The sequence below is a fragment of the Collinsella aerofaciens ATCC 25986 genome, assembly GCF_964259375.1.
Classification (GTDB): Bacteria; Actinomycetota; Coriobacteriia; order Coriobacteriales; family Coriobacteriaceae; genus Collinsella; species Collinsella aerofaciens_BO.
The window spans coordinates 125253-150231 of the sequence record NZ_CAXVJM010000001.1 but is presented as its reverse complement, the minus strand read 5'-3'; the positions used below and the strand labels follow the sequence as shown (position 1 = coordinate 150231).

General features: G+C 61.2%; 17 protein-coding genes and 1 pseudogene. 3 read left to right on the top strand and 15 right to left on the bottom strand.

What is annotated here, in order from left to right:
- Positions 1-160: 160 nt before the first annotated feature.
- A pseudogene (gene mnmA / locus ACEXKH_RS00695) lies at positions 161-1264 on the top strand (tRNA 2-thiouridine(34) synthase MnmA); the annotation flags it as partial.
- A gap of 8 nt (positions 1265-1272) precedes the next feature.
- Here the strand turns inward: mnmA and ACEXKH_RS00690 are convergent.
- The 3 genes from ACEXKH_RS00690 to fucO form a co-directional block, all read right to left on the bottom strand.
- Complete coding sequence (locus tag ACEXKH_RS00690) at positions 1273-2646, bottom strand: hypothetical protein (RefSeq protein WP_373572699.1); 1374 nt, start codon at positions 2644-2646, stop codon at positions 1273-1275.
- 137 nt (positions 2647-2783) lie between these two features.
- The gene (locus tag ACEXKH_RS00685; RefSeq protein WP_373572698.1) at positions 2784-3827 is read right to left on the bottom strand and encodes a M42 family metallopeptidase; all 1044 of its coding nucleotides are present in this window, start codon (positions 3825-3827) and stop codon (positions 2784-2786) included.
- 607 nt (positions 3828-4434) lie between these two features.
- Positions 4435-5601 carry a lactaldehyde reductase gene (gene fucO, locus ACEXKH_RS00680; RefSeq protein ID WP_022094861.1) on the bottom strand — a complete coding sequence of 389 codons (1167 nt, stop codon included), beginning with the start codon at positions 5599-5601 and terminating at the stop codon, positions 4435-4437.
- A 412-nt stretch (positions 5602-6013) separates the two neighbouring features.
- Here fucO and ACEXKH_RS00675 point away from each other — a divergent pair, with 412 nt between their 5' ends.
- Positions 6014-6553 carry a hypothetical protein gene (locus ACEXKH_RS00675; RefSeq protein ID WP_373572697.1) on the top strand — a complete coding sequence of 180 codons (540 nt, stop codon included), beginning with the start codon at positions 6014-6016 and terminating at the stop codon, positions 6551-6553.
- 80 nt (positions 6554-6633) lie between these two features.
- On the opposite strand, the gene ACEXKH_RS00670 is transcribed toward ACEXKH_RS00675, so the two are convergent.
- On the bottom strand, positions 6634-7353 hold the full coding sequence (locus tag ACEXKH_RS00670; protein ID WP_373572696.1) for a YoaK family protein: 720 nt from the start codon (positions 7351-7353) through the stop codon (positions 6634-6636).
- Positions 7354-7621: 268 nt separating this feature from the next.
- Here ACEXKH_RS00670 and ACEXKH_RS00665 point away from each other — a divergent pair, with 268 nt between their 5' ends.
- On the top strand, positions 7622-9757 hold the full coding sequence (locus tag ACEXKH_RS00665; protein WP_373572695.1) for a YgiQ family radical SAM protein: 2136 nt from the start codon (positions 7622-7624) through the stop codon (positions 9755-9757).
- Here ACEXKH_RS00665 and ACEXKH_RS00660 read toward each other — a convergent pair.
- From ACEXKH_RS00660 to ACEXKH_RS00610, 11 genes are all read right to left on the bottom strand, one after another.
- Complete coding sequence (locus tag ACEXKH_RS00660) at positions 9754-10665, bottom strand: CPBP family intramembrane glutamic endopeptidase (RefSeq protein ID WP_373572694.1); 912 nt, start codon at positions 10663-10665, stop codon at positions 9754-9756. The genes ACEXKH_RS00665 and ACEXKH_RS00660 overlap by 4 nt on opposite strands.
- Positions 10666-10688: 23 nt before the next feature.
- Positions 10689-10910 (bottom strand): type II toxin-antitoxin system RelB/DinJ family antitoxin, encoded by a 222-nt coding sequence (locus tag ACEXKH_RS00655; protein ID WP_022093947.1) that lies wholly within the window; start codon positions 10908-10910, stop codon positions 10689-10691.
- Positions 10911-11125: 215 nt separating this feature from the next.
- Positions 11126-12502, bottom strand: a complete 1377-nt coding sequence (locus ACEXKH_RS00650) for an ATP-binding cassette domain-containing protein (RefSeq protein ID WP_373572693.1) — start codon at positions 12500-12502, stop codon at positions 11126-11128.
- Between the two features lie 3 nt (positions 12503-12505).
- Positions 12506-13564 (bottom strand): ABC transporter substrate-binding protein, encoded by a 1059-nt coding sequence (locus ACEXKH_RS00645; protein WP_373572692.1) that lies wholly within the window; start codon positions 13562-13564, stop codon positions 12506-12508.
- Positions 13565-13566: 2 nt separating this feature from the next.
- Entirely contained in the window at positions 13567-15378 is a 1812-nt protein-coding gene (locus ACEXKH_RS00640; protein WP_445012648.1) for a [FeFe] hydrogenase, group A, read from the bottom strand.
- Positions 15372-17204, bottom strand: a complete 1833-nt coding sequence (locus ACEXKH_RS00635; RefSeq protein ID WP_346978961.1) for an NAD(P)-binding protein — start codon at positions 17202-17204, stop codon at positions 15372-15374. Before ACEXKH_RS00635 ends, ACEXKH_RS00640 begins: the two co-directional genes overlap by 7 nt.
- Before the next feature lie 256 nt (positions 17205-17460).
- Positions 17461-18843, bottom strand: coding sequence for a 6-phospho-alpha-glucosidase (locus tag ACEXKH_RS00630; RefSeq protein WP_117769499.1), 1383 nt, complete (start codon positions 18841-18843; stop codon positions 17461-17463).
- Between the two features lie 3 nt (positions 18844-18846).
- Positions 18847-20463: a PTS transporter subunit EIIC gene (locus tag ACEXKH_RS00625; RefSeq protein ID WP_117769497.1), complete on the bottom strand. Its 1617-nt coding sequence runs from the start codon at positions 20461-20463 to the stop codon at positions 18847-18849.
- Positions 20464-20562: 99 nt separating this feature from the next.
- The gene (locus ACEXKH_RS00620) at positions 20563-21417 is read right to left on the bottom strand and encodes a PRD domain-containing protein (RefSeq protein ID WP_324249481.1); all 855 of its coding nucleotides are present in this window, start codon (positions 21415-21417) and stop codon (positions 20563-20565) included.
- 18 nt (positions 21418-21435) lie between these two features.
- Entirely contained in the window at positions 21436-21948 is a 513-nt protein-coding gene (locus ACEXKH_RS00615; RefSeq protein ID WP_373572691.1) for a PTS sugar transporter subunit IIA, read from the bottom strand.
- Between the two features lie 478 nt (positions 21949-22426).
- The gene (locus ACEXKH_RS00610; RefSeq protein ID WP_373572690.1) at positions 22427-24676 is read right to left on the bottom strand and encodes a DEAD/DEAH box helicase; all 2250 of its coding nucleotides are present in this window, start codon (positions 24674-24676) and stop codon (positions 22427-22429) included.
- Positions 24677-24979: the final 303 nt, after the last annotated feature.

Below are 24979 nucleotides of genomic sequence, written 5' to 3'. Positions count from 1 at the left end.
TAGGCCCATGGCACGCCGGTCTACCCTCTCTTCTGGCTGCCCGAGCCCATCTCGTTAGGGTGTCCCACGAGACGTCCGAACTTGCTACAATGTCTGCGGCGCGGAACCAGCCTCCCGCGCCGCTTTTCTTTTTTGGCCACATGCCACCAAGGAGAACCTCCCCATGCACAACAAGCGCGTGCTCGTCGCCATGAGCGGCGGCGTCGATTCCAGCGTGACCGCGTACCTGCTCAAAAGCCAGGGCTACGAATGCGTCGGCGCCACCATGCGCCTCACCTGCCCCGTACCCAACCCCGCCACGGGCATGAGTAAGGTCGACCGCGACATCGCCGATGCAAAGGCCGTCGCCGAGCGTCTGGGGATCCCCCATCATGTGCTCGACCTGCAGCAGACCTTCGACCGCAACGTTATCGAGCGCTTTGTGAACGCCTACCAGGAGGGGCTGACGCCCAATCCGTGCATTATCTGCAACCGCCACATTAAGTTTGGCGCGCTGCTCGATGCGGCGATGGATATGGGCTGCGACTACATCGCCACGGGACATTACGCCAAAACAAGCCAGGCGGCAGACGGCACCTGGCGGCTACATCGCGGCGAAGATCCCAAAAAGGACCAAAGCTACTTTTTGTATTCGCTTACGCAGGAGCGCCTGGCGCACACGATCTTTCCGCTGGCGGGCCTAGACAAAGAGCGCGACGTGCGCCGCATTGCCGCCGAGCAGGGCTTTACCAACGCCAAGAAGGCCGAAAGCGAGGATATCTGCTTTATTCCAGACGGTGACTACGCGGGCTATATCGAGCGCCGCTGCGGACATCCCGCTGCACCGGGCGACATCGTATGGCGCGATGGCGGCGTGGTCGGACGCCACAACGGCGCGCTGCGCTACACCATCGGCCAGCGCAAGGGCCTGGGCGTCGCGATGGCGCATCCCGTGTATGTAACGGGCGTCGACGCCGCCAACAACACCGTGCATCTGGGCGAGGCCGAGGACCTGACCGCCGCTGCCCTCACGGCCGATGAGTGGATCTGGAGCGCGCCGGACGCACGCATGGAGGCCGAGCTGGATGCCGGCGGCATTCGCGTAGGTGCCAAGTACCGCTACCGTCAGAAAGACCAGGCAGCGACCCTTACGCGTGACGAAGACGGGCAAATGCTGCTAACTTTTGACGAGCCGCAACGAGCCATCGCCCCCGGCCAAGCCGTTGTAGTCTATCGCGGCAACATCGTCCTGGGCGGCGGCACGGTGACCGGCGCACTTAAGTAGCCGCAGGTTTATCGCTGCACGTGTCGAAGCACCTCAACAGCGGCACTAACCTCGATTACGCGACGCTCGAGGCCGCGGCAAATGGCCTCGAGTCGACCCTCCGCCGTCGCCCATTCGCTCTGCGAAAGAATCTCGATCGCCTCATCAACAAATCCGTTGAGCCGCGATGAATCGAACCAATCGAGTGAGTCCGCAAGCGCCAGCTGGACGGAAGGGTCGGGCCCAAACGGCTTAGCGGAAAACCCAAACTCCCCAGCTGCGAGCACGGCAGTTGGTACGTTGTACCACAGGCAGTTGCCGCTATCGAACAGCGGAGCAGGTTTTATCTCCAGGGTGTCAACATTACGGATGATGCCGAAGTTTCGCCAATGGCGGTCGCTGTTGGCCAAAAGGGCATCGCAGACAATCATCTGCGACATAGACCTTCTCACAGCGGCCTCATCGGCACCATGCTTGCCAAGGTAGCGACAGTATCGATCGTATGTCGAGCTTCCTCGCTGGCCGCCAAGGGCGTTCTTAACGTAAACAGCCGGAACGTATTCCTCGCGGCCATCAAGAAAGTCGTCGCACAGACACACAGGGCCATCGAACATCCGCTCAACCGTATAAGGAACAAATTCGCCCACTGACAGCAAGCGACGATGTAGAGCCGTTGCAACCGCCTCGTTAAAGGGACGCTGATCGTCCATCCCGCGCCCTTTAGCCAAAACGCGAATGCCGTTTCGGATCATCCACGATTTAGGAAGCTCGCCCTCGGACGTGTTATCCGGATTTTTAAGACCGATGCCTTCCAGCCAACCCGAACGCTCTTCGGGCGCCGATCGCTCAAATTCGTTCTCAAAGTAATTGATGTTTTGCCATTTGAGTTCGGCGCAATCGGCCGGCCGCAGCCAATAGCAATCCGAAAGCGAGAGGCCCAGGCACTGAACCGGCACCTCAACGCCGTTGACAATCCCCAGCTCGCGGTAACGCGAGATAAGCCCAGGGCGGACGTCAGGCACCGACCGATGGCTCCACCACACGTTGAGCTCCCGTTTATTCACCGTAGGAGAAGAGCTCGAGCACGTGCCAAACGGCATCCTCTGCGCATCGAGGACCTCGGCGATTTCGAAGGGAAACTCACGCGTCGGATCAAATGAGACATGCGCGACCTCATGGTCGGCGGACATCAGCGTAAACTTGCGCCCCACATCGGCCGCAGGACGGCGTCCACGTTTGCGGACCTTTTGATAAGCGACCGCGGAATTGTACTCGACCATCTTCCGTCCGCCCACAATATCGCACGCGAGCGTTCCCGATGAGGCAAGTTGAGATATGCGGGCTTTCGTAACGCCCAGCAGGCGGGCAGCATCACCCATAGACAAGTACTCAGACGTATCCATACACCGCATCACCTCGTTAAGTAATTTAAACGTTTAGTTAATACATTATATACATCATAATACTAAACAACCCAAAGCGAAAAAAGGCCCGAGAAATCGGGCCTTAGCGATGGTCAGCCGAGTCGCAAGCTACTCCCCTAGCGCTGAACGTAGGCGCGAACCAGCTCGTAGGTATTGCGCACGCCGTCGATGTGGCTGCGCTCGTAGTTGTGGCTCGCGTACACGCCGGGGCCGATCAGACCATGGCGAATGTCGTAGCCGGCCGAGAGCGTGGCCTCGACGTCGGAGCCATAGTGCGGGTACACATCGATGGCGTAATCGAGCTCCAGCTCGCGCGCGATGTTGGACAGCGTGGTTACCAGGTCGTAGTTGTACGGACCGCCCGAATCCTTGGCGCAAATCGAAACCATGCGCTCGGTGCAGCCCAGGTCGTCGCCCACGCAGCCCATGTCCACGCTGATCATCTCGCGCGTGTCGGCCGGCACAAAGGCACCGCCGTGGCCGACCTCCTCGTACACCGTAAAGAGCAGCGATACCTTGCGCGAAAGCGTCACCTCGTCGTCGGCGACGGCGCGGGCCAAACCCAGCAGAATCGACGCGGACAGCTTGTCGTCAAGGAAGCGACTCTTGATGTAGCCGCTCTCCGTCACCGTGGTGCGCGGATCCATAGCGATGATGTCGCCCGTCTGAATGCCCAGCTCAAGCACGTCATCCTTGCTGTCAACGTTCTCGTCGAGCAGGATTTCCATGTTCTTCTCGATGGTCTTGACCGGCTCATCGGCCACATGCGCCGAAGGCTCGGTGTTGAGAACCACGCCCGTGTACACATTGCCATCGCGCGTATAAACGGTGCAGTTCTCGCCATCGGCCGTAGACCACTGATGCCCGCCGAGGGTCGTGGGGCGCAGACGACCATTGTCCTTAATGGAACGCACCATGGCGCCCAGGGTGTCGACATGGCTCGCCAATACAAGCGGCTCGCCCTCGCCACCAAGTTCAACGAGCACATTGCCCTTGTTAGAACGCTCGGGCCCAAAGCCCATATCGCGCAACGTTTCCATCAGATAATCAGTCGCCGCACGGGTATAGCCCGTCGGCGAAGCGATAGAAGTCAGCGTCTTAAGCTGTCCCGCGATATAGGAGAGCGTCTCCTCTAGAGAAGCATCGATTACAGAAGCCATGTGCATCCTTCCAAGCAAAACTAAGACCGAGTCCCGATTTTAACCGTTCTACACGCGCAAGGCTCTGGGAGCCGAGCCACCTCCAGACGTCCTCCCGCCGATTTTACGCACGCGCACGGCTTACAATCCCAATCTTGCATAAATCCTATCGGTATCTGCATAGAAATGAGGAATCTTTTTGCTTCGTCTCAGGGTACCCCACCTTGGGCCGTGCAAAAAACGGAGTATTCAGCACCGTGGGCCCCAACGACCCCATCGCGAACGACAAAACGACGCGGTTACAGCAGTGTTGCAGGTCGTCGCAAACCAAAAACGCGGCGACAGCCCCCTCCACTCATCGATAGCCCGCCCACAATGGCTGTCGATGGGCGCCTGCGGGCCACTACGGGCCATTCAAAACGTTATGCATTTTTCAGAGCCTGCTGAATACTCCCAAAAATGCACGCTGGGAAGTGCACCACCTATCCGCAGCGGGCAGTATGCCTTGGTTTTGCCCGTTTCGGGACATCGACGCAGCACAAAAAGCCCCGCCGCGCGTAGCGCGGCGGGGCCAGCGGCAAGTCAAAAAGCGACCGCACGCCTACAGGCGAAAGAACACCAAACGAGGCTAGGCAGCCGGGCAGATCTTCTTGAAGAGCTCGATGACGTCGTCGAGCGTCGCCTCGCGCGGGTTGCCCGGGAAGCAGGCGTCGGCCATGGCGTCCTTGGCCAGGACCTCAATCTCGTCAGCCTTCATGGCCTCGCAGACGTGCGGGATGTTCACGTCGGCGGAAAGCTGCTTGACGGCGGCGATGGCAGCATCGGCGGCCTCGTCGGTGCTCATGCCCGTGGTGTCAACGCCCATGGCGACGGCGACCTTGGCCAGGCGCTCGGCGCAAACCGGCTTGTTGAACTCCATGGCAATCGGCAGCAGCATGGCGCAGGCGACGCCGTGCGGGGTGTCGTAGTGAGCGGACAGGGTGTGAGCCATGGCGTGGTCGATGCCCAGGCCAACGTTGGAGAAGCCCATGCCGGCAACATACTGGCCAAGAGCCATGCCCTCGCGGCCGGAGCCGGGCTGACCGGACTTGGCCTCGGCGACGGAGTCGCGCAAGTTCTCGCTGATCAGCTTGATAGCCTCAAAGTGGAACATGTCGGAAAGCTCCCAAGCGCCCTTGGTGGTGTAGCCCTCGATGGCGTGGGTCAGAGCGTCCATGCCAGTGGAAGCGGTCAGGCCGGCGGGCATGGAAGCCATCATGTCGGGGTCGACGACGGCGACCTCGGGGGCGTCGTTGGTGTCGACGCACACGAACTTGCGGACCTTCTCGGGGTCGGTGATGACGTAGTTGATGGTCACCTCAGCAGCGGTACCGGCGGTCGTCGGCACAGCGATGGTGAACACGGCGTGGTTCTTAGTCGGAGCAACGCCCTCGAGGCTGCGGACATCGGCAAACTCGGGGTTGTTGATGATGATGCCGATGGCCTTAGCGGTGTCCATGGAGGAGCCGCCACCGATGGTCACGATAGCGTCAGCCTCGGCGGCCTTGAAGGCCTCGACGCCGTCCTTGACGTTCTGAATCGTGGGGTTGGGCTTGATCTCGGAGTAGAGGCTCCAGGCGATGCCAGCGGCGTCGAGCTCGTCGGTCACCTTGGCGGTAACGCCAAACTTGACCAGATCGGGATCGGAGCAGACGAAGATCTTCTTGTAGCCGCGACGCTGGAGCTCGCCGGGGATCTCCTTGATGGCGCCGGAACCATGATAAGAGATGGTATTGAGAACGAAACGATTAGCCATTGATAGCCTCCCATCGTGTGCGAGGCACCCATTACGCCCCGCGCTATAAGTCCCATCCTAACGCTTTTGAAACAAAAAACGCGTGAGAACATCAAAAGTGTTAAAGCGTTTCAACAGAATAACGGAGCCCTAATCCTTCCCTCCCGACAGCAGCGAAGGCTAGATTATAGGAGCAATCGCCCAAAGAATACGACCGACTCAGTCTATAAATTGTTTCTGTTTTAGCAATATATGTTTGACAATACGTTTATAAAAAGATACTTTGTAATGAATAACATGCATGCAGCAAATAACGTCATTCATTTTGTTAGAAATTGCCCATGCGGTTATTGCAGCTGCATCTACCGCAACGCACAGCGTAATTCTCCGCACGAAGCAGAAGACGGTTCCAATTCGATTGAGGCGATGACACATGGTGGCTAGTGGTCCTAAATCGAGCAAGACGGCTACAAACCAATATCAAATCTCAATTGAAGGTAACCCTTATCCGCATACTCTGGCTCTCAGCAACCCAGCGGGAGACAACCTCAACATCAAAAAACATGGGTTCACGGGTCCACTAGGACAGCTATTGAGTCTTAAATATACCGTTTATGACGATGCAAATGAAAAACTCTTCACTGTCGTCGACGGTGGTTTTAGCAACATGCCCAGGGTTGCGCTCATCATCGAACACGAGGAAGTTGCGGTGTTTGATTATGGCCTAAACAGACTTGAGATGAAGTGCGTAACGAACATACCGAATTACACAATAAAAGGTAACTTCCTATTTGGAGATTACGATATATTCAGCCAACGGGAAGTGAAACTATCTTCAGTTATCGTCCTTCAATGTGATAAACAATCGTGCTTTAGCATACAGGTTTTGGATAAAGCCGAATTAGCCGCCGCAATTGGAATACCTACAGCCATTGCCCTTCTTAGGGCTCGGATTGAAGAGCATCTCGAATAAATCGCAAAAAGCAGTTCGTAGCAACATTCAGGAGCTGGATAGTTTTTTCTGGCTCCTGGATGTTGTTACGAACATGCACCTTAGCGCTTAAGACTCGCGGTCTGCCAGTCAGCTATGATGCGGGCCCATTTCCTGTGCAAGTCGCGCTCGCGGTCGATGAACATGATGGCAAACGCGACAAACAGCAGCAAGCTCGCCACGACGATGGCGTGCAGGCCCATGCGCTCAATACACCAGTTGCCCAACACGGCGCCAAACACAAAGGTAAGGATCACGCCAAAGTACAGCAGGCCGTTTTCCAAAAAGCCGCGCCTGTGGGTGATGATGTAATCGTCCACGTTTTGCAGCGCGTTGCGCAAGTTGCCGATGCACATGGTCGTAGCGATGCCGTGACCGTGGATCTTGCGGAAGCTCTCGACCTGCATGCCGCAGGCAAACGAGGTGAGGCAGTTGGCGAGCAGGTTGAAATTGCCGCCCGGGATAAAGCTCACGCCCAGCAAGATGACGGCTTCAAAGAACACCGTCACCTGACGCCAGTGGATCACGCTGCCAAACCGCTCGTGTACCAGATCGGCAAGCATAATACCCACGGCAAACGACACCACAGGGAAGAAGTAGCGCCCCGCAAGTGCCCAGTTGCCCTCCGAGATGCTCACGCCCACGAGCAGGATGTTGCCTGTCTGCGCGTTGGCGAAAACATGGTCGCGCCCAATGTACGAATACACGTCCATAAAGCCACCGGCGAGCGCCAAGATGATGCCCAGCTCAATAGACTCCGATATCTGTTTGGCACGCTGCATCGTCGTGCATCCTCCTTGTTGACGACTCTCTCGTGCGTTGGCGGAAACATAGCCGCCGTTCATACTGTAACCCATTGACAACATGGCGTGCGCGCGAGACGGGTTCTCCAACGCGCAGATACACAGTCTGGAAACAAACAGCGAGCGCGGCGCCGACACCCGCATCGACACGCCGATCCGCTAGCTCGTGTACTCCACCAGTCTTTTTAGCTCCGTCCCAAAAAGACTGGTTACAATTACGTGCAGCATACAAACACCGGGAGGGATCGTGGCAAAAAAGCCTCAGCACGCTCAGAACAACCAGCGCAGTCAGCAGGGCAAACAGGGCCAGCAGCAAAAGCGCGGTGGCAAGGCCCAGAGCGGCCACACCACTCATGCCCCAGCAGCGCCTGTCCGTCCCTGGCGCCCGGGCCGCGACAAGTTCCTCCCCGTCAGCCGCGCCGACATGGATGCGCGCGGCTGGGACCAGTGCGACTTTGTCTACATCTGCGGCGACGCCTACGTGGACCACCCCAGCTTTGGCATGGCCATCATCAGCCGCGTCCTCGACGCACACGGTTACAAGGTGGGCATCATCTGCCAGCCCGACTGGACTGATCCCGCCAGCATCAGCGTGCTCGGTGAGCCGCGCCTGGGCTTTTTGGTCAGCGCCGGTAACATGGACTCCATGGTCAACCACTATTCGGTGACCAAGCACCGCCGCCACACCGACGCCTATACCCCCGGTGGCGAGGAGGGGCGCCGTCCCAACCGAGCCGTCACGGTCTACGGCAACCTTATCCGTCAGACGTTTAAGGATGCCCCCATCATCATCGGCGGCATCGAGGCGAGCCTGCGCCGCCTGGCCCACTACGACTACTGGCAGGACAAGCTCAAGCGCTCGGTACTGCTCGACTCGGGCGCCGATATCCTCATCTACGGCATGGGCGAGCACGCGATTGTCGAGATTGCCGACGCGCTCGACGCGGGGCTGCCCGTCGATCAGATCACCTATATCAACGGCACCGTTTACCGCACGGGTTCGCTCGACGAGGTCTACGACTACGACCTGCTGCCCAGCTGGGACGACCTTACCGCCGACAAGCTCAACTACGCACGCAGCTTCAATGTGCAGCAGCAGAATATGGACCCCATCACCGGACACCGCCTGGTAGAGCCCTACCCCAACAGCGTCTATGTGGTGCAGAACCCGCCATCGGCGACGCTCACCACCGATGAGATGGACGAGGTGGCCGAGCTCCCCTACGCACGCGATTGGCATCCCGATTACGACGCAGCGGGCGGCGTGCCGGCCTTTGCCGAAATCAAGTTTTCCATTAGCTCCAACCGCGGGTGCTTTGGTGAGTGCTCGTTTTGCGCGCTCACCTTCCACCAGGGTCGCGTGTTGCAGATGCGCAGCCACGATTCGATCGTGCGCGAGGCCGAGCTGCTCACGCACGACCCCGAGTTTAAGGGCTATATCAACGACGTGGGAGGGCCGACGGCCAACTTTAGCCGTCCTGCCTGCGACAAGCAGCTCAAGCACGGCGTGTGCAAAAACAAGCGCTGCCTGTGGCCGAGTGTGTGCAAGAACATGGTGGTCGACGAGAGCGGCTACACGCAGCTGTTGCGCGACCTGCGCCAGCTGCCGGGCGTCAAGAAGGTCTTTGTCCGCAGCGGCATCCGTTTTGACTACACCATGGCCGATGCCTCGGACGAGTTTTTGCGCGAGCTGCTGGAGCACCATGTCTCGGGTCAGCTGCGCGTAGCGCCCGAGCACGTGAGCGACGCGGTACTGTCCGTGATGGGCAAGCCGAGCCGCGCCGTCTACGATGCGTTCTGCCGCAAATTTGAACGCTTGAACCGCGAATACGGACTCAAGCAGTATGTGGTGCCATACCTGATCTCGAGCCACCCCGGCTCGACGATGAAGGAAGCTGTGGACCTTGCCGAGGCCGTGCGCGACATGGGTTACATGCCCGAACAGGTGCAGGACTTCTACCCCACCCCGTCCACCATGTCGACCTGCATGTACTACACCGGCGTGGACCCGCGCACCATGCAGCCGATCTACGTGGCGCGCGACCCGCACGAAAAGGCCATGCAGCGTGCGCTCATCCAGTATCGCAAGCCCGAGAACTACAAGCTCGTGCGCGAGGCGCTGGAAAAGGCTGGCCGTCGCGACCTGATCGGCTACACCAAGCATTGCCTGATTCGCCCCGTGCCCCCGCGCCCGGGCGAGACATCTGCTGGCGGTGGGCATGGCACCGGCAAGAAGGGCGGCAAACCGCATGGCGGCGGCGCTGGCAAGGGGCCCAAGGGCAGCAAGGGCCACGGCGGCATGTCGCGCGCGCAGAACACCGCAGGGCGCAATCGCGCGGCCCAGGGGCGTCAGGGTGCCAACGGAGGCGGACGTCGCAACTAGGGAAGCGGTGCGCTCGCTGCGTCCATCCCACACGCGTGGCGCAGCGAGCGCATCGCCTCTACCAGTACGAAACCGGCGATGGCAACCGTGACCGCCACGTCGAGCGGCGTGTTCACAAACCAGAGCAACGTCATGAGATACGACCCGGCATTAAAGGCAAAGTGCAGCAGGATCGTGTAGCGGAGCTTTCCGGTCGTCACGAGCACCCAACCAAAGATGAGGCCGGCGGCACCCGCGTAGCAACCCTGCACCCAATTCATGTGCATAAAACCGAAGATTGCCGCCTGCAGCACAATCGCCGCGGCGATACCCCACGTGCTTGGGGCCGCCCAGGGCACCATGGCGCCGTCCTGCGCGCTCGCACGACGCCGGCGCTTCCAAAGTGGGCGGCACTGCGGATTAAACGCTCGGAGCGAAAACTCAAAAATAATGCCGCGCACCAGCAGCTCTTCACAAAACGGGGCGCCGAGCACCGTGGTCAGGACGGCGAGATAGCTGGTGTCGCCCATGCCTGTTTCCTCGACAAGCTCGCTGTAGTCGGCCGCGGCATCGGGCAACAACGACAGCGCGGCGTCGGTCACGTAGCCAACAACCACCTGCAGGGCCAGGCCGATCACGATAACGCAGGCGATGCGTTTCCACGCCCCACGCGCTCCCCCGCCGAGCGGGTGCTCGCTTTGCCGGCGTGCCATAAACGAACGCGGCCACAGATAACGCCACCACAGCAGCGCCATCAAAAACGATGCTGTCTGCGCGACGGCCTGAAGCAATTGAATGTCGAGGTCATCGATCGAAAAACCCATGAACACCGATGCGACGCCAAGGGCGGAAAACAAAACGACGCTCAGGGCAATATCGGCAGCGACGACGCCAAAACAGGCAAGCGCCCAAATCATCGCATTGAGCATGCCAACCTCCTCCCGACGACTAGTCATTGGGGACGTTCTTCAACGACTAGCTGTTGGGGACACTCTTTGCCAAAGGCCCCGCTGGGCGAGATGTCGAACGGGAAGGTGCCGCAGCGATTGAACGCGGCGATAAACATGCGGATGGCGTTGGACGGCGTGGTGCCCACGAGCTGGGTTGCCGCCGCGAAGGCTGCCTTCTCCTCGGGCAAGACCTTCGCGACTACGGGGGTCATGTGTTCTGCCATGGCGCTTCCTTTTTGAAACGACGGTAGTGCGGATAGATGCGGGCCACGCGGCTGGGCGACGGGCTGTGAAGGCAACCCGATTGGCCCGCATCCGGAGTTTGTTTCTGCGGCGTTGGTATTACTTGGTATCCCTAAGTATTACCCCGCAGATAGAATACCACACCCGACCCCATGGGGACGGAGGAAAACGAATCATTTTGTTGCTCAGTTAGTATTTAGAGCGTGATGATGTCCGAGATATCGAGGGCCTGAACGTCGACGACATCGTGCGTGGCGAGCAAGAGCGTGCGACCGTCGAGCAGGTCTAGCACGGCCTCGGCCGTCGCATCGCGCGCGGCGGCGTCCAGGCCGGTAAAGGGCTCATCCAGAATGACGGCACAGCCGCCACACAGCAGGGCTCGAGCGATCTCGACACGACGGCGCTGCCCGCCCGAAAGCTCAGCCACGCGAACATGCACGTCGATTCCCGGCACCAACCGGCGCAGCAAGGTCGTAGCGTTCGAAGCATCCACGCGCGCATCGGCACACACCAGCACGTTATCCAAAGCCGAGCTGCCCTCTACCAAGCGTGCATCCTGAAACACCATCGAGCACGGCGCGCACTCCCCCGCTGCCAACGAAAGCAGCGTCGACTTGCCCATCCCCGAAGCGCCCATCACGCAGACACGCCCACCCGCAGGCACGTTGAGCACCAGACCATCCAGCGCCGGCGCCCAGGGCGCACGATCGCCCACGGCAAGCGCAAGCTCCGCTGCAGTGCCATCGCTCGCAGCCCCCGCACGCCCGCGCAGTCCATGCCCATGCGCCCGCACGGCCGCGCGCCACGCCACGGGTCCCGAAACCCGCAGCAGCCACACCAGCACGCGCTCACACGCCCACGAGGCGGCAACGACCAGCACGGTCCACGCCAGCAAATCAGCCGTCTCAATCAAAAGCTTTGCCTGATAGATGCGCTCGCCCACGGTGCCCACCGCCATGCCGATCAGCTCGGCTGCCACGCCGGCCTTCCAGCTCATGCCGATCACGGCGCGGGCGCACGAAAGCACAAACGGCAGGACTTCGCGCCAGGTATGGGCGCAAAACAGGCGCCAGCCGCGCACGCCATGCAGACGGAACATCTGCTCCAGCGGTTTATTCACCTGTGCCAAGCCCTCGGCCAGCGAAAAATACACGCCCGGCAGCGCCATCAAAAAGACCGCGGCGATGCTCACGCGCGCCGATCCCAACCAAATAAGCAGCAGGACCACCACGCAGGCAACCGGCGTCGCCTTAACAAACGAAAGTGCCGGAGCCACCAGGCGCGCAAACGCCCGCAACCGTGACGAAATCCCGGCAAGCACGCCACCACACACCGCGGCAAGCGCCAGCCCGCCCAGTATCCGCGCGCCCGAGCCCACCAAAATCGCCCAGGTACCGCCATCGCACACCAGGCGCAGCAGCGCCACGGCAACAGCACCCGGCCCCGGCAAGATCAGTGGCTGCGCCACCAGCACCGCCGCGAAGACCCACACGGCAAGCCAAAAGGCGGCGACGGCACCTGCTGCCGCCACCGCCTTCATACGCTCTGTCATTTGTCGAGCAAACGCACGCACGGGCTACTCCATGTAGTAGAAATCGTCAGCCGGAAGTTTACCACCCACGGCGCTCGCGTCCGCGTCGGACAGCACCTGCAGATACCCACTAAGTGCCGCCTTCGTATCCTTGCCCGTCTGGCACACGAGCATGCACCCGGGAATCGCCTTCTCGGCGATCTTGGCGTTGTCCACGATGCCGGCATCGACCACGGCCTGCGCCCAGTCTGCCGGCGCCGCATTGACAGCCTTAACGCTCGCCGCATGGCAGCTCAAGAACTCCGCCACAGCCTCGGGATGTTCCTCGGCAAACGCGCGGCGCACCACGGTCACGCCCGTCAGCAGGCGCGAACCCGTGTCACCTGCCAACTCGTCCCACACATCGGTCAGGCTTACCGGAGCCGACAGCCTGCCTTCGCTCTTGGCGATGGCAGCGGTCTTGAACGGCTCCGGCAGCACGCCCACGGCGGACGGGTCGGCAAGCAGGGCCGACAGCACCTCGGTGGGCTCGCTCTTAAACTCGAGCGTCACCTGGCCGGTCAGGCCTGCGCGCTCCAGCAGGTAGTTCATGACGTACTCTGGCGTGGTGCCCTTGCCCGTCATGTAGACGGTGCGACCCGCCAGATCGCCAAACGAGGCCACACTCGCGTCGCCCGTCACAACGTTCAGCACGCCCAGCGTGTTGATGTCGATGACCTGCACCGCACCCTCGGTCTTGTTGTAGAGCACGCTCGCCACGTTGGCAGGCACCAGGGCGATATCGACATCGCCCTGAATCACCTTGGGCACGATCTCATCGGCTGCAGTGCTGATCGCAAAGTCGAACTCGTTGTCCGTCTCACCATCGGCCGCCCGGTCCATAAACTGCACCAGACCCATCGACGTCGGACCCTTGAGCGAGGCGACGTGCACCTCGACCGGCTCGGCAGCAGAACTGCCCGCAGCAGACCCGGCAGCCGAGCCTGCGGCGGACCCGGCACCGGCGGCTCCGCCGCCACAGCCCGCGAGCGCAAGCGACAGGGCGCCCGCGGCGAGCGCCGAGGCAAACCCCCGGCGCGACATCTCAACATCAAACGCGCGCATCGCTAGCACGTCCCCTCGTTAGGCATCGTCCATGCGTGATGGTCGGTATGCAGCAGATCCTCGGCCAGCGGCGAGAGCGGCTCGCCCAAGAACTCGCGGTAGCACGCCTGAACATCGGGATTCTCGTGCGAGAAGCGAATGTCCGCAGCGGCATCCAGGCCCCACAGCACCTGACCGCGCTCGGCTGCCAGCTCGCAGCCGTCGTGGATGGGCTGACCGCCGCCACCGACGCAGCCGCCCGGGCATGCCATGACCTCAACGAAGTCATAGCTCACGCGGCCGTCGCGAATCGCGTCGAGCAGACGGGCGGCGTTGCCTAGCCCGTGCGCCACGGCGACGCGCACCTTGGTGCCATCGATACCGGCCACGGCCTCCTTCCAGCCGTCCAGGCCGCGCACATCGGTAAAGAAGTCGGCGTCGGGGTTCTTGCCCGTCACCAGGTAATAGGCCGAGCGCACGGCAGCCTCCATCACGCCGCCCGTGGCGCCAAAGATCACACCCGCGCCCGTGCCAAAGCCCAGCGGCGTGTCGAGCGGCTCCTCAACCAGCGTGTCGACGCTCACGTGGCTCGCGCGGATCATGCGCACCGTCTCGCGCACCGTCAGCGCAACGTCCACATCGGGCGTGCCGTCCTCGCCCACCATGCTCGGCAGCGCGCACTCGGCCTTCTTGGCCGTGCACGGCATCACGGACACCACAAACAGACGCTCGGGCTCCACGCCCAGCACCTTGGCGTAGTAGGTCTTGGCGATGGCGCCAAACATCTGCTGCGGCGACTTGGACGTGGACAGGCTGTCGACAAACTCCGGGTAGCGCGCCTTCACAAAGCGTACCCAGCCCGGGCAGCAGCTCGTGAACATGGGCCAGCTGCGGCTGTCGCCCTCGCCCTTGGCGGCCTTACCCAGGCGCTCGAGCAGCTCGGAGCCCTCCTCCATAATGGTGAGGTCGGCCGAGAAGTCGGTATCGAACACGTACTCAAAGCCCACGCGGCGCAGCGCACAAGCCAGGCGCTCGACAGTAGCCTCCTCGCGCGGAATGCCGAGCTCCTCGCCCCAGGCGCTACGCACGGCCGGCGCAATCTGCACCAGCACGATCTTGTCGGGATCGGCGATGGCATCGAACACGGTCTCGGTATCGTCACGCTCGCGCAGGGCGCCCGTCGGGCAATGCGTGATGCACTGGCCGCACGCGACGCAATCGGTCTTGCCGATCGGCGCACGCCCGCGGGTGCCCACGGCGGTATGCGTGGCGCGGTTGGTCAGATCCCAAATCCCTAAGCCCTGCACGCTCTCGCACACCTTGATGCAGCGCATGCATTTGATGCACTTGTCGTTATCGCGGATGATGGGGAAATCGAAATCCCAGCCCTCGCGCGCCAGGTGCTGCTCGTACGGCAGATAGAAGATGCCCAGGTCGTTGGCGATGGTCTGCAGGTTGCAGTTACCACTGCGCACGCAGCTCGTACAGCGCGAGTCGTGCTGGGACAGCAGCAGCTGCACGTTGGTGCGACGCGCCTCGCGGGCCTTGGGGCTGTTAGTGTGGACCACCATGCCGTCGAGCACGTAGTTGTTGCAGGCGGCAACCAGCTGGTCGCAGCCCTCAACCTCGACCACGCACACGCGGCAACCGCCGATCTCGTTTAGATCGCGCAGGTAGCACAGGGTGGGAATCTGGATGCCGGCGGACTTGGCCGCGTCCAGGATCGTGGTGTGCTCGGGTACCATGACCTCGCAATTATCGATAGTGAGCTTGACCATATTGAGTGCTCCGCTTTCGGTGTTGTCGCTGACAGTGGGGTTGTTGGGCTCTACCATTCCAGGTTCCTCCCTCCGCGGAACGCGCCAAAGCCAAAGTGGTCGCAACGCAGGCAGCGGCTTGCCTCCTGGCGTGCCTCCTCCTCGGTAAGGCCCTGCTCGACCAGATTCCAATCGTGGATGCGCTCGCCGGCCTCGCGCTCGCCCAGCTCGCAGCGGCCGCACTCGTGCTTGCCCTTAAACTGCACGGTCGGCAGCTCAACGTCGAGCTTGATCTTGTGGTCAAAGCCCAGGTAGCGGTCGATATTTGCCGAAGCAACGCGGCCGGCGTTGATGGCCCGGATGACGGTGGCGGGACCGGTCTGGCAGTCACCGCCGCTAAAGAGGCCGTCGAAGTTAGGCACGGCGCCGTCCGAATCGGTGACGACGCAGCCCCACTTGCAGGCGATGCCCATCTCCTCAAACGGCTTGGAATCGATGTCCTGACCAATGGCAACAAACACGCGCTCGCAGGGAATGACGCGCTCGGGCGTCGCGGCGGCACGCGGGGCCGGGCGCCCACGACGGGGCTCGCCGATAATCTGCGGCTGCACGCGCAGACCACTCACGCGACCATCTTCGCCCGTCTCAATAGCGAGCGGTGCGGTGAGCTCAAGAACCTCGCAGCCCTCGGCCTGGGCGCCGGCAATCTCGGCATCCTGGGCCGTCATGTCGCAGATGCGACGGCGGTAGACGATGCTCACCTTTTCGGCACCGCAGCGCACGGCAGAGCGCGCCACGTCCATGGCCACGTTGCCGCCGCCGATGACGCACACGCGCTGACCGCTCAGGTCGGGCAGCTCGTCGTCGCCGATGGCGCGCAGCATCTTGACGGCCGACTCCACGCCGGGCGCCTCTTCGCCCGGAAGGCCGAGCTTCTTATCGCTGTGGGCACCAATGGCCAGGTAGACGGCATCGAACTCGTCGCGCAGGCGGGCAAGCTCCTCGCCATTGACGGAGTGGTCGAGTTCCACGTTGATGCCGGCGCTCAAGATCCAGTCGATCTCGGCCTGCAGGCGCTCGCGCGGCAGACGGTAGCTGGGAATGCCATAGCGCAGCATGCCGCCCAGGTGGTGGCGCTGCTCAAAGATGGTCACCTTATGGCCCATCACGGCCAGGTAGTAGGCACAGGAAAGGCCGGCCGGGCCGCCGCCGATCACGGCGATGCGCTTGCCGGTGTTGTCGGCCACGCTGGGCTTGTAATCGTTGAGGTCGCTGTGCTCAACGGCAAAACGCTTGAGGGCGAGGATGTTCATGGGATCGTCGACCATGCCGCGACGGCAGTGCATCTCGCAGGGATGCTCGCACACCAGGCCGCAAACGAGCGGCAGCGGGTTGTTCTTGCGGATGACCTTGACGGCATCGGCATAGCGGCCGGCCTCGACCAGCGAAATGTAACCGGGAATGTCGACGTGCGCCGGGCAGCCCGAGACGCACGGGACGCGGGCCTCGCGGTCAAAGCCACAGGAGTGCTCGCGGATGTGGTGCTCAAAGTCGTCGCGGAAACCGCGGATAGCCGTAAGCGCCATGGCGCCGGCCTCGTAACCGATGGCGCAGTCGCTCGAAAGATAGATGGTGCGGGCGGTGCGCTCAATCAAGTTGAGCGTGGACTCGTCGGCGCGGCCCTCGAGCACATCGGCGAGCAGGTCGCTCAGCGCGCTCAGGCCCACGCGGCAGGGCGTGCACTTGCCGCAGCTCTGGGTGGAGCACAGGTTGACGAGCGCCGCCGTAAACTCGACGGGGCACGGGGCGAGCGAACTCACCGCCAGACGACGTCCGAGTGCATCGTGCAGGTCGTCCATGACGGCCTGAGCGTGGCTGCGTTCCATTACGTGCAGTCGAGCCATAAGGTCCCCTCTCACATGGCAGCCCGGAGGCGAGGCCGGGCGAAATTGCTACACGCACAACACTGACCTAAAAAGTTGTGAGGTCTCCATACGGTTCGGCAGGCGGTATAAAATGTCACCCTCAGCGGTGAAATAGAACATTACCGCAGATAAATGCCATATTTGATAAAACGCGTTACCAAACGACAATGCCCCGCCCACGCAATCACGTGGGCGGGGCATTGCTTCAGGCATGCGGCCAGCGACCCTGTTGCTTTTACTTAAGCTCGGGCCAGTAACCCTTGTTGGCCTCGATCATGTCGTCGAGAACCTCCTTGGCGACCTTCATCGACGGCACGGTCTTGTTGAGCGTAAAGGCCTTAAGCGCCTTCTCGTACGAACCCTCGATCGTAGCCTCGACAATGAGCTTCTCGGAGTTCAGCTGCTGCATCATGAGGCCCTGCTGGAACAGCGGAATGTTGTCGCGGCTGATGACCTCGGGGCCGTTCTTGCCAATGTAGGCAGGCAGCTCGACCATAGCGTCGTAGGGCATGTTGGGGATGGCGCCCTTGTTCTCGCAAATGACCAGGAAGCGCTGCTTGGTGTCGTTCTTCAGAGCGATAGCCAGATCGGCAATCCAGTCGCCGTGGCTGCCCGCATAGAACGTGCTCTCGTCGATCTCGCCCGTCTTCTCGTAATGGTCGATACCATCAAAGAGGTTCTTCTCACGCGTCTCCTCAACCTCGTTAGCACGGGTGCGCTCGGGGTTGGAGTGCTCGACGAACTCCTTCTGCTGCAGGTAGTAGTTCAGATACGTGTTGGGCAGGTACTCCGGGAAGCACTCCATGATCTCGTACTCGCCCTTCCAGACGTAGTACCAGCTGCCCTTGGTGTGGCGGTTCTGCTCGGGGTGCTCGTCGACGGCCTCCTCGGGCTTCTTTGCCATGAGCGAGCCCATGCCCTTGAGGTAAGAGTCGGGCAGCAGAATCTCATGCTCCTTGATGTACTCGCGCAGCTGCGGGAGCACCTCCTCGCCCTTGTGGCGGATCGAGGTGAACCAACCAAAGTGGTTGAGGCCAAAGTAATCGTACTCGACATCCTTCTTGTCGATATCGAGCGCGGCGCAAACCACGTCGATGATCGCGATCGGCATGTCGCAGATGTTGATGATACGAGCGTTGGGACGCAGCACGCGGCAGCCTTCGGAGACGATGGCGGCAGGGTTGGAGTAGTTGAGAATCCAGTAGTCCTTCTTGGCGTACTTCTCAACGTCATCGATCAGCTCGACCATGGGGAAGATGGTGCGCATGCCGTAGGCAAGGCCGCCGCAACCGCAAGTCTCCTGACCCACGCAGCCGTGACGCAGCGGAATCTTCTCGTCCTGCTCGCGCATGGCGTAGCCGCCCACGCGCATCTGGGCAAACACGAAGCTCGCGTCGGTAAAAGCCGTCTTTTTGTCGGTGGTCACCGTGAGCTTGATGTCCAGCCCGAGGTCCTCGTGCAAAATCCAGTCCACGAGCACGCCGATCTTGCGCTGGCGCTCCTCGTTGATGTCGTACAGACGAATCTCATCAACGTCGAGCTCGTCCTTGCGCAGGGCGATGGACTTGACGATGCCGGGGGTAAAGGTGGATCCGCCACCACACAGAGTAATGATCATTGTTTACTGCTCCTTCTCAATTGCGTTTTCGACCTTGTCGCGCATCTCGGCGACCTTCATGCCAAAGATGATCTGGATATTATTGCCGTTGCGGTTGATGCCGCTGTTGGGCACGTGGTTGATGAGGTCCTCATTGATGAGGTCCGGGTTCTTAACGTTCACGCGGAGACGCGTAAAGCAGTTCTCGAGCTCCTCGATGTTGTCCTTGCCGCCAAGACCTGCGACCAGGTCGGCAATACCTGCATCGACGCCCTCTGCGGGAGCCGCGGCAACAGCGCCCTGCTTCACCGCGACAGACGCGGCGGCCTCGCCCTCGGCAACGGACTCGGCGAGCTCGGACTCCTCCTCGCGACCAGGCGTGTGGAGGTTGAGCTTCTTGATGAGGAAGGTGAAGAGGAAGAAGTACAGAGCGGCGTTAACGACTCCAAGCACCAGCATAACCGGCCAGTTGGTCTTGTCGACACCGAGGACCAGGTTGGAAACCACGATGTTGATGATGCCGCCTGCAGTCGAAGCGGGCACGGAGAGGACCTTGAGCAGGACCAGGAAGATGCCGGAAAGAACCGAGTGAACGACAAAGAGCACGGGAGCGGCAAAGACAAAGAGGAAGTCCATGGGCTCGGTGACACAGGAGAGCACGGCGGTGATGATCAGCGGGATGATAACGGCCTTGGTCTTATCCTTGTTCCCCTTGTAAGCGGTGACGATAAAGGCGAGACCGATACCGATGTAGGGCCACAGGTTGTTGAAGGTGTAGCTGTTGAAGTAGGTGCTATCGGAGAAGGGCTGGCCCGTCATTGCCATCTCGGCAACACGGATGGGGTAGGCACCGGCGATAACCTGATCGCCCAGCGTCAGGGTGCCACCCACATCGGAGAACTGGAACGGGGTGTAGATGAGGTGGTGCAGACCGGTGGGAACGAGCAGCTTGTTGAGCATGCCGTAGATAAAGAGGCCGATGTTGCCCGACTCCTTAATGATGCCGGCAACTGAGGAGATGGCACCCTGAACCGGAGGCCAAACGATGCAGAAGCCAGCGCCCATGATCCAGGAAATGATGATCATGATCAGGAACGGGAAGCGAACGCCCGAGAACATCGAAAGGGCAATGGGGAACTGCTTGTTCGAGTACTTGTTGAACACGGCACCGGTGATGCAGCCCAGGATGATGCCGCCAAACACGCCGGTATCGAGCACCTGGATGCCCATAACGGTGGCCTGGCCGGTTCCGGTAAGGCCGAGCATGCCGCTCGCATCGGCAAGAGAGCCGGTGGCGTTGAGCACGATGTTGTTAGCCTGCAGGAACAGGAAGAACGACATCAGGGCGATCAACGAAGCATGGCCCTTGTTCTTCTTTGCCATGGCGCCGGCGATACCCACGCAGAACAGAATCGAGAGGTTGTTGATGATAAACATCAGCGACTGGTAGACAACGGCGCCCACAAGCTGGAACGGACCGGAGCCCAGTACGGGAACCAAAGCGCAGATGGTCTTGTTGGTCAGAATGATGCCCACGATGAGCAGGATGCCGGCAACCGAGAGATACATCATCGGCTGAACGATCGACTTCGCGAACACCTCCAACGGCGCTTTGAAATTGAACTTCTTTTTTGCGGTCATAGCGGTACTCCCCTTCCTTTTCCGCAAATTAAGACAGATGTGCCCTGGACAAGACCGTGAGCCTTGCCTTATATCAATCGATGTGTGGGCACGTTATGCCTAGAGACCAGGTTCTCCAAGCAGGTTAACAATGTGATATGCGAGATAACTCTTCTCGGCATCGGTAACGACAACGTTATAGGTAGACGACAAGTGGGCGGCTATGGCGTCCGCGCACGAGAATGCGCACGGATACGCCGTTTCATCGATTCGGAACAGCGCGTCTCCGTTGATTTGCCCGGCCGTAGGATCGAGCGCTCGCTGTGCGAAAAACTGCAGGTGGCGGACGAAACGCTCGTAAGGCAACGAGGTGTCATCGAGGGTCGTAGCATAGCGCTCAGAAACAATCGCGAGCACGTCGCGAACAAGCTGGACCGAGACGATTAGACGATCGGAGCGTTGCGGCATGGTGGCGTTGACGATATGCAAGGTAATGAAACCCTGCTCTTCTTCGCTCATCTGGATGCCCATATACTCCTTGATAATCTGCAGCGCACGGCCCGCAAGTGCATACTCCTTGCGATAGAACTGCTGGATCTCGAGCAGCAATGGATTCTCACAGGAGACGCCCTTGCGCTCACGCTCCAAAGCGAGGCTGATATGGTCTGCGAGAGCAATGAGAATCTTGTCGTTGATGTCGACATTGAGCTCTCGACGAAGCATCTGAACGATGTCCTCGGAAATCACGAGGTTGACGGTGGGGATGGACTCCAAAAGATGTGCCAAGCGGTCAATCGTACGCGAGTCCTGAGAAGTTCCCTCCTGCAACGCGTAGGTCTTTTCGACCGACGCCTCATCGATGGCATCGCCGGCATGACGGCCAAAGCAGAGGCCTCGACCGATGACGATGAGCTCGGAGCCATCGTCCGAAGTGACCATTGCGACGTTGTTGTTAAAAACTCGCTTGATAACCACGGTACCCACCACAAGAATTTACTCGGAAAGCCAGACGACAGGCTCTTTAACAGCAACAGGGCCGGAAGCATGCTCACGAAGAGTCGAGTTCTCCGAGCGCTCGCACACGATAACGAAGACCGTGGGATCGAAGCCGGCGGCGCGGACCGCGTCGAAATCGACCTCGACGAGGGGCTGGCCCGCGTCGACATGGTCACCCTGGGCAACAAGCGCATGGAAGCCCTTGCCCTCAAGCTTAACAGTGTCGATTCCGATATGCAGCATCACCTGAGCAGAGCTGTCGTCGGACATGATGCCCAGCGCGTGCTCAGTCGGAAACAGCGCCGCGACGGTGCCGGAAACAGGAGCGCACACCGTTCCCTCTTGGGGAACCACGGCAACGCCATCGCCCACGGCACGGCTGCTAAAAGCGGGGTCATTGGTATCTTCTAGATGAACAAGCTCGCCGGAAACGGGAGCAAGGATTTCGAACTCGGAAGCCGCAGTCTTCTGCTCATCCGAACCGCCCATCAGGCGAGAAAAGAAACCCATGGTGGCATGTCCCTTCATAAATATAGCCCAACCAAAATCAAACGAATGCATCCATAGAGACACACCCGTTCAAAGACTTTGGTTAGGCCCACGTCCGAGGGACTCGGTAACCTTCCGCATTTCTTTTTACGGGGGATATTGTAGACAAGCCCAAAGCCGGAACAACCATTATGACCGATGAACGGTATTTTTTCTCCGATAAACGGTATTTAGGCGACACTTAGGGACGTTCCTTTTCTGCCGGCACCCAGGGACACTCCTTGTTTGGTGCATTGGGGACAGGCTACTTTGCACCAATCATGAGTTGCGGTGAAATAGGGACTGAAAAGCCGCTCAAAAGGCCAAAACAGTCCGTATTCCACCGCAACTTCAAGACGTTGGTGCAAACCAATCTGTCCCCCTTGCACCAAAAAGGGCCCCGAGCAAAAAACATGCCCGGAGCCCTCTGGTCGCCTCGACTTAGAGCGCGATGCGTATGTTACTTGCGCTTGCCGCCGCCGTCACCGGGGCGACGGGAGCTGCCGCCGCGCTTGCCACCACGGCTGTTGCCATAGCTGCCACGGTTATCGCGACCGCCGGCACGACCGCCACGGGAGCCGGCCTGGTTGCCGCCACGCCCGCCGCGATAGCCGCCACGGCGCTCCTCGCGGGTATCGTCGTAGTTGCGCCAGTCATCGCGGCGATCGCGGCTGGCACGCGGGTCGCGACGATCGCGCGACTCATTCGAACGACCGGCGCCGCTGCGGCAACCGTTGCCACGAGCGCCCTCGCGACGCTCACCACCGCGGCCGCCCTCGCGGCCTCCGCGCTCGTCAAAGCGCTTGCCGCCGCGGGCACCACGCTCGTCACGCGAACCACGGCCTTCGCCGCCACGGCGCTCATCGCGCTCGCCGCGCTCGCCATCGCGACCGGAGCGACGACGGTCACCCGAGCCGCGCTTGCCGCCACGCGAGCCACGGCCCTCGTCCTCGCGCTCAACACGACGACGACCGCCACGGTCCTCGTCCTCACGACGACGGCGGTGTGCCTCGCCCTGGAACTGCTTGGCACGACGCTCGGCACGGTTGCCGCGCGGGCCCTGCTCAGCAGCACCGCCGCGCTCCTCGGCAGCCACCTCGCGGGCCACGCTCTCAACGGCCTCGTCCACGCGAGCCTGAACGCCCTCGCGCACGCGGGTCTTGCCGCCGCGCTTGGGACGGCTCGGACGCTCGCCGTCGCCGCGACGCTCGTCGCGACCGCGGTTGGAACGACCGGCAACATCGCCGTAATCGTCGCCGTTGCGCTTGCCGTCGCGACGTGCCTGCTCGAGCTTCTTCTTGCTCTTGGACTTGCCGCGCTTGGTCTTCTTCTTCACCTTAAAGGCCGCAGGGTCGCGCTCGGGGTCAACCGCGGGCGGGTTGGGACCCACATGCAGGTCGCCGGCCTCGTAGATGTCGGCCGTCTTGTCCATGAGCTTCTCGATCTCGTAGAACTCATCGATATCCTGCTCGGTCACAAACGTGATGGCCCAGCCCAGCTCGCCAGCGCGGCCCGTGCGGCCAATGCGGTGGATGTAGTCGGTCGGCTCGGCCGGCACGTCAAAGTTCACGACGTAGCGCACGTCGCTAATGTCGATGCCGCGGGCGAGGACATCGGTTGCCACCAGCACGTCAACGGTGCCGTCGCGGAAGGCCGAAAGCGCGCGCTCGCGCTGGGCCTGGCTGCGGTTGCCGTGGATTGCGGCGGCCTTGATGCCCTTGCGCTCCAGACGACGGCAGCAGCTGTCGGCGCGGTGCTTGGTGCGCATAAAGACGATAGTGCGCTCCGGCCCCTCCTTTTTGAGGAACTCGGGCAGCAGGTTGTTCTTGGCCTCGATGGACACCGGGAACACAAACTGGTCGACGGTGTCGGCGGTCGACGTGGCAGGCGCGATTTCCACGCGGGCCGGGTCACTCACCAGGTCGGTGATCTCGCCCACAGCCTCCTCGTCGAGCGTGGCCGAGAACAGCAGCGTCTGGCGCCCGGCCGGCGTCTCGCGCACAATACGGCGGACAGCGGGCAAAAAGCCCATGTCGAGCATGCGGTCGGCCTCGTCGAGCACCAGCACCTTGACTTCGTCCAGGTGGCAGGCGCCCTGCTCGATCAGGTCGACCAGACGGCCCGGCGTGGCGACCAGGATATCGCAGCCGTACTTGAGTGCCGCGGTCTGGGGCTTGTAGCTCACGCCGCCCACGACGGTCACGGCGACATGGCCGGTGACGTCGGCAATCTTGCCGGCGACCTCATCGATCTGCTGGGCAAGCTCGCGCGTGGGGGTGATGACGAGCATCACGGGGCCGCGGCCGTTGCCCTCGGGCTTCTTGGCACCGCGACGGCGGTTGCGGCCGCCACGCTCGCGCACGGGCTTGGGCGGAGCGATGTGCTCCAGGTTATTCATGGTCGGCAGCAAGAAGGCGGCCGTCTTGCCGGTGCCGGTCTGAGCGGCGGCAAGCAGGTCGCGGCCCTCGAGCACCACGGGGATCGAGCCGGCCTGGACAGGCGTGGGCGCCGTGTAGCCCAGGTTCTCGATGGCACGAAGCATCTCGTCCGAAAGTCCCAGCTCGTTGAAGGCGGGAAGGTTCTCGGTCGCGGACTCGACGGTCTCGGCGGCGCTGGCCTCGTCAGCAGCATCGAAGGCAGCCTGGGTCATGGCCTCGCGGGTCTCGTCCAGAATCTCGGCGTCCGTGACGTCGGATACAGAATTACGCATATGTTGTTGTTCCTTATCTGCACGCGTTATGGGCACGGCATGCGGCCGCGCGGGCGTGCTTGGTAGTGCGCTAATACATACAAAACAGGTGCGCACAGAGAGGACGTTGCTCAGCACGCTGGCGATCGCTTTGGCAACCCTATCACGCGCCGTCCAGACGCAGCAGCTCTAAGCGATGGAGCAGATTCGCCGCCGGTTAGTATACCCGCGCTTCGCATGCCCCCACGTAAACCACAGATGACAGGGCGGACGGGGCGGGTCTGGGCCGATTGTCTCAATCTGCAACAGCTGCTCAGCAAAAAC